Source organism: Neisseria sp. 74A18, from assembly GCF_001308005.1.
GTDB lineage: Bacteria > Pseudomonadota > Gammaproteobacteria > Burkholderiales > Neisseriaceae > Neisseria > Neisseria dumasiana.
The window spans coordinates 1-6834 of the sequence record NZ_LGZA01000053.1 but is presented as its reverse complement, the minus strand read 5'-3'; the positions used below and the strand labels follow the sequence as shown (position 1 = coordinate 6834).

Annotated in this window: 3 protein-coding genes; all 3 read right to left on the bottom strand. The window is 44.2% G+C overall.

Annotated features, from left to right (window positions below; translation table 11 throughout):
* Positions 1-93: 93 nt before the first annotated feature.
* Entirely contained in the window at positions 94-423 is a 330-nt protein-coding gene (locus AKG43_RS11420; RefSeq protein ID WP_054617411.1) for a YacL family protein, read from the bottom strand.
* Between the two features lie 16 nt (positions 424-439).
* Positions 440-4960 carry an EndoU domain-containing protein gene (locus AKG43_RS11415; protein ID WP_054617410.1) on the bottom strand — a complete coding sequence of 1507 codons (4521 nt, stop codon included), beginning with the start codon at positions 4958-4960 and terminating at the stop codon, positions 440-442.
* A gap of 60 nt (positions 4961-5020) precedes the next feature.
* Positions 5021-6834 (bottom strand): type VI secretion system Vgr family protein (locus AKG43_RS11410; protein WP_156300673.1); only part of this gene is annotated, 1814 nt, incomplete at its 5' end.

Genomic DNA, 6834 nt, shown 5'->3' with positions numbered 1-6834 from the left:
ATGAAAAATATTATCAATATGCTTAGATATATCTATCTTCATGTTATTTTCCTTGTTATAAACAGAATGAATTTAAAAAATTCAGGTGCTGTTTTATTCATTTGGTCTACTTTCAATTAATTTTTTCCATTGATATAAAAGTGACAAAAAGTATTGAATGTCATAAATAGTTACATCCATTTCTGTAAATTCATTAAAGATATTGATTTTATCTTTGGATATTGAAATAGTATGTGCATTACCGGTTCCCTGCCAGTTTTCTATTTCACCATTTTGAATTTGATGAATTGTATTAATGATTAAATTAACATGGTAATCAGACCCTTGAATATCCCCTTCAAGATAGTCTCCAATAATTTGCTCATTAGGATTGCTAATATTTTTTACACAGCAATAGTTATCATTGTCTAAATAAAACTCCATGTATTAACTCCTTACATTAATATTTTGGATATGCGGTGTTGATATCGTATCCATTATGATTGATATATCCTTCGATTTTAACTCCACTATTTGAAGTCCCTGAAAATTTATTTCCAGTAACACAACCATTTTTATAAGCACTCTTAATTTCCGAGATTACTTTACTTCTTGACCATGTTTTTGGATAAAAGGATGATGGTGCATTTTTTTGAACCCATTTTGCTGTTTTGGGATTAAAGATTTCAACTTTTCCTTCGTAAACTCCTCTCATATTAGGCCTTTTCGTAATTTGGATAATTCTAGCCTTGCCTGAATGTCCAATGGATCCTTCATGATGGAATCCTGTGGCTTGCCCTCTACGATTAATTTCTCCATGAAAAATATGTTCGACATTAATCCTAGGGTTTTTGACTTTTCCTTTACATGGAGCAAGTCCAAGCGGATCAATCCACTGGGTTGTATTGGGAGCATATTCAAATAAGTTAATACTACCCAGTAATCCAATCGGATCCTGACTGATGAATCGTCCGACACTAGGGTCATAATACCTGAACCTATTGTAATGTAGTCCACTTTCCTTATCGTAATACTGCCCCTGAAAGCGGAATGGGATGTTGATACTGAGGCCGTCTGAAATATTTTCGTGCTCAATTTCTCCCCAAGCTTTGTATGTGGCTTCCCAAACGGTTTTGTCTTTTTCATCGGTCGCCGCTATTGGTGTGCCTAGGTGATCTAGGCGATAGTAGATGAGGTCGGGTTGGGTGTCTGGCTGTTTTGGTTCTTTGAGAAGTGGATCTGCTTCCGGATCATATGAGTAGGGCAATACCACTCTGCTCGGGCTGGGGATGCCGCTTACCGAGGCCGTCTGAAACTGAGCCACAGGTTCGAAGGTATCGGGCTCAAAGATATAGTGTATGCTGCTGTCTTCATTGGTTTCTACTGCCAGCGTATCTTCTTGCCACAGGTAAATAGTGGTGTTTCCATTGTGCGTTTTGGCAATTCTTCTGCCTAAGGCATCATAGCGGTACTCTGTTATGCCTGTCTGATTTTCCAGTTTGATAAGCTGATTGTAGCCGTTCCATGTGTAGCGGGTAGTGTTGCCGTTGTTGGTTTTTTCAATCAAATTGCCTCTAACATCATATTGGTAATGTGTTCCGGCGTATTCTTTCAGCAGATTTCCCCACACTTTGTTTAATACAGGATATTCCGCCGCTTTATCTGCCGGTTTGTACGTATCTAAGCGATTTCCGGCTGGATCAAAGGCGAAGATTTCTTGGTTGTTGGGGGTAATGGCGGCAATCAGACGGCCAACCGGGTCGTAGTGGTATTGAATGCTGCCTTTAGGGGTTTGAATGTCAATAAGCTGACCGGCTTTATCGTAACGGTAATTACGGATGCTACCGTTACTGCTTTGTTGCAAAATTCTGCCGAGAGGGTCGTAGCGGGTATGTTGAGCGGTTTTGTTGCCAAGGGTGCGTTCGGTTTCGCGGTGCAGCCGATCACGTTGGTAGGCGGTAATTTCCCGTTGGTTGAGGGTGAGGCCGTGCACATGACCGCTGCCATAGCGCATTATTCCGATTCGTTGGCCATCGGGTCGGATGGTTTCGATACGGTTGCCCAATTCATCATAGTTGTGTCGCCACACATAACTACGGCGGCTGTTACCAAGCCTGTAGTGCTGGTATTCCTTTACTAGGTTGCCGAGGGTGTCGTAAAAATACTGGTAATGGCTATGATTGTTACGCGCCTCGACGAGGCGACCAGCGGCATCGTAGCTGTAATTTTCTTTGTCGGCTTCCCGGGCTTCTCCTTCTGTATTGTTTATCAAGATGCTACGGCTTTCGATGCGACCGGCCGCATCGTAATTAATGGCTGTAATGGTATCCGCTTCATGAATTTCACGGAGGACACCACTGCCTTCGGTATAGTGGTAGCTGGTAGTTTTGCCGTCAAAGCCGGTTTCTTCCAACAATGCACCGACACTATTGTAACGGAAGCCGTAAACGGCACCATTTGCATCCACCAAACCGGTAAGCCGGCTGTTGAGATCGTAGCGGTATTGGACACGGTTGTCTGCCGCATCGGTTCGGATAAAGACGCGACCGGCACGATCGTAAGTGTAGCGGGTGGATTGTGCCAGTGGGTCGGTATATTCTAGTAGGCGACCCTCAGGATCATATTGGTAGTGCTCCTGAGTGCCGTCTGCTTGGATAAGTGTTTGTAATTGACCACGTAGGTCATAGGTATAGCGTGTGGTATGGCCTTCGGCATCGGTTTGCGATGTCAGACGGCCTCTGTCGTCATAGGCCCAATGTGAAGTGTAGCCGGAACAATCGGTATGGCTGCTAATTTGTCCATCGGCTGTCCAGCTTAGGGTTTTAACGCCGCCTTTGGCATCCGTAATCCGTACAGGCAAACCATGCTCATCATAAACATAACGAGTTTCGTTAAATTCGGGATCAGTTTCCATTACCATATTGCCGTTACTGTCATATTCGCGCAGCCAGCGTTGGTTATAAGGATCAGTAATGGCAGTCAGATTATTGTCAGCGTCGTATTCGAAAGAAACGACACTGCCGTCGGCTCGGATATGCTCGAGCAGATTGTCTTTGTCGTCGTAGGTGTAGTTGTCTTCGCTACCGTCAGGATGAATATGAGTCGTAATGTTTTTACGCTCATCGCGGAAAAACCATTCTTCAGTATGGTCGGGATAAATAATCCGGTAAGTATAATTTTCTGCATCATACAGATAACTGGTTTTGTAGCCGTAAGCATCAGTTACAATCGTTTCACGGATATTCTCATCCCATTGCAACGTTAATTCTCCGCTACCGTCATCAGCATATTCTCGAATACATTTAGCCCAATGGCGACGTCCCTGCCATTCAAGGTTGATACCTCTTCCTGTACGGTCCGTATAACGTGTAATCAAGTGGTCTTGGTAAGCATATTCGTAAACGTCTCCTGCCTCATCAGTGGCCTTGATAAGATTTCCAAAATGATCATATTCGTAGGCTGCCAGCAAACGGGCATTGTCTCCGGCCAATTCAATACGGCTGATTTTATTCTGCTCGTTATAGTGGATAACCACCAAGTTATTATTGGTGTCATTAATCCCAACCAAAAGATGGCCTGAATAATGAAAGCCAAGTACATTACCATTACGGTCTTTAATAGTTAATAAACGAAAAACATCCCCATAACGCTCATAAATTTCAAGCAAATCTTTGCCAACGTTAAGGGTCAGAATGTCCTCACTGACACGCATCAACGTAAAATCTTCTATGGGATGATGATAAGCTCTACCGGGTTCCAATAATGGAAAAGGTACAGCTCGACCGTCAGAGGTGTGGTATAACAACTCTCGTTTACGGATGCCTATGCGTGCAGTATAGGGAGTGATCCAGCGTGCCCCCAATTCACCCCGCTCATAGGTGATTAATCCTGAGCAGTAAGTGCGGGTCCAGCTGATCGGCATAATACCTGCCAGGGAAAAATCTATATGGGTAAATGTTTCTTGTCCAGTAGCAAAATCGATAGATTTTCTAGAAGCGCCAGTGCCGCAGCTTTTGCAGTCAGAAGGCTTGTTTTTACTTTTACTTTGCTGAGTGGACGCATCCAGACGAGCATTTTGGTTGGTTTTTTGGCTTTTACCAGGAATAGCGGCTGGGCGGCTGATGTTTTTGCGTTTTTTGAGGGCAGATAAAAGCAGGTTTAATAATTTTAATAATCCTCCTGCCAGTCCCATAATCCGAGCATCTACTGTATTTCTATATCCATGCAATTGAGCAGCAATTACAGACAATTTGGTTTTGATTTGCGGGGGAACCAACTTGGCAACAGCTGCATTTGCTACATCTTTCGCAACAGCTTCAGTTTTATATCCCGCTGCTACACGATATAGATTGCGGCCCTGTTCAGTCCATACAGTTCCTTTGTTATAAGCCTCACTTGATTTTCGATGTAGTGTGCGAGTGTCAAAAACTTTACCTGAGGATATTTTTGTTAAGGCATCCGCACTAGATAATAAGGTTCGCTGAGCATGCCGACTAACTTCTTTTAGCATGCCATTCATTTGTCGTTGAATAGCCGCTACATATTTTTCAACGTCTCCCTTGTGCCCTGCCAAAATATGATTGGCGATTGCTGTAACAGCTGCTTCAGTCAAAAGTCCTTTGTGCCGCAACGCTTGTTCACGTACTAAAAGTAATGTAGGACGTAACGTAGTCCTTGCTGCATTACCAGTTCCTGGAATGATTCCGATAACATTGATGGCTAAATTCATCCAGTCGAACATATCGGTATTTTTTTTGCTGGCCATATCTTTAATAGCAAGCATGGTATCAACAACAGCCATTGCATTGCCGATAACAGGTATTGCTCCGGCAGCCATTGCCAGCCTATCTAAAGTTACATAGCCGTCTGAAATATTTCTGAGCCACCTATCAAATTTAGAAGCTCCTCTTTGGGCATCCTTGGTGAAAGTATTTTTAGGGCCAACTGCAACTTTTTTATATGGTGTGGTTTGGGGAGCCATTTTGATGTTACTCTTTAAAATTCAAACTGATATAGTTGTAAAAAATTATTTAACTTCCGATTATTTCTTTTTGATATTAGATGTAATCTTTTCAGTTAAAACAAGCTGTTGATTTATGGACAAGCTTTTAGCTAAATCTTTATAAGATCGGGATTTTATGTTGTCGGAAACTTGCTTTAATGCTTGTGCTTGTGAGACCAAATTTTTGGTATCTGCTAAAAGTGTGTCTACTTCTTTTTTGGCGATTTCAAATTGTGCAATTTGATTTTTATCTGAAGTAGTTTGTTTTCCAATTGGTAAGACTCTAAAAGCATCTTCGATAATATCTTTATCACTATGGCCATCTCTCGGATCTTTACTAAATACTACCTTCGCAGCACCTTCAGCCAGTCCGCTCACAACTGCATAACCATTACTATCTAAAATACCTTTACGTACTTGCCCGGAACTATCGATAACAGTGTATTCACCTCCAGCTACACCGTCTTTCTTTTGCGTTGCATAGTAATGAAGCAGCTCTAGTTGGCCTTTAGCTACTTTCGGCATGGTACCTTTTACAGATTTACTAGAGGGGCCAATACTTTGCCAGCCAGAAGATTTATTGATGATTTGCCCAGGTGTGCCAATCTCGACATTGCCGCCACCTAAAGTAATATAAGAACCATCACACACTAATGTTAGCTTTTTAGAGGCGGAAATAGTTATTTCACCGTTTACGCTATCGATGCGGATATCTTTGGCTGCTGCGACCGTAATATTATCTTGTTGTGCCTGTAGCGTTATGTCTCCTTTGGACGCAACCATTTTGATGCCTAGGGTTTGGGCAAAAAAGCTGATCAATTCGCCAGCTGCAACAGTGAATTTCTTGAAGACACTGTTGTGGATATTGTTGCCAGCGGTATGAAGAATATTTTCAGTAGCACTGATTTGAATGTGCTTTGGTGTGCTCAATACGATACCAGCTGGCGCACTGGCAATCAGGCCGGCATTTTTCAAACCTTTAGCATCAAGTTCACTCAGACTGCTGCTGCCGTATTGGCCGCCTTGATCCATTAAATCTTTACTACCGCTATTTACATCTTGATCACCTAATGGGGTTTCCGCACGTTTGGCTGCTTTAGCTAAACCCTGTGCCATATCCAACGCTTCTTTTAATTGTTGGATAGTTGCTTCCATATCTAAAACTTCACCATTAGCAGCACTTTGGGCGTTGGCTGATAGAAATAAGCCTTTGCCTGCGCGTACAGAACCCCAATGGTCAGTACGCAGCTCAAAGCCTTGTCCATCATCACCTCGGAGCTTTCGTTCGCTGTCGACGATATGACCGAGGTTGAGTTGGGTTTTGCCGTATTCGGTCGCCAGTTTGATGTGTTCCTGACCCTGTTTGTCTTCCATCCGCAGTTTGTTGTTCGCCCAGGTGCGGATAACGTTGCGGGTGTTCCAGTCTGCGGGAACGTGGTCGGGGTGGGAACTGTCGTGCATTACCCCGCTGATGTAAGGCCTGTCGGGATTACCCTGTACAAACGACAGCATCACTTCGGTGCCTTCGTGTAAGGGGAAGTGTTGGCCGTAGTCGGGGCCGGCATAGGGTTTGGCTAGGCGGATGGGGCGGCTTTCCCCGCCCGGGCTCCATTCGTCGAGGTCGAACGGCAGTTTGACGCGATAGCGCCCCATGTTGTCGATATAGGCGTAGGTGTAGTTGCCGGGGCTGGTGACTCTGGCGGGTAGGCTGCCCTGTATCTTAGGCAGCGGGGTGATGCGTTCGGGGCGGAAGATGCTGTCGGCGGGGATGGCGGTAAAACTGTGGCTGTACGCTTGACCGCGGCTGCCCCTATGGGTGAGCGACACCACCAGCCAGCCGTTGGGCGCTTCGC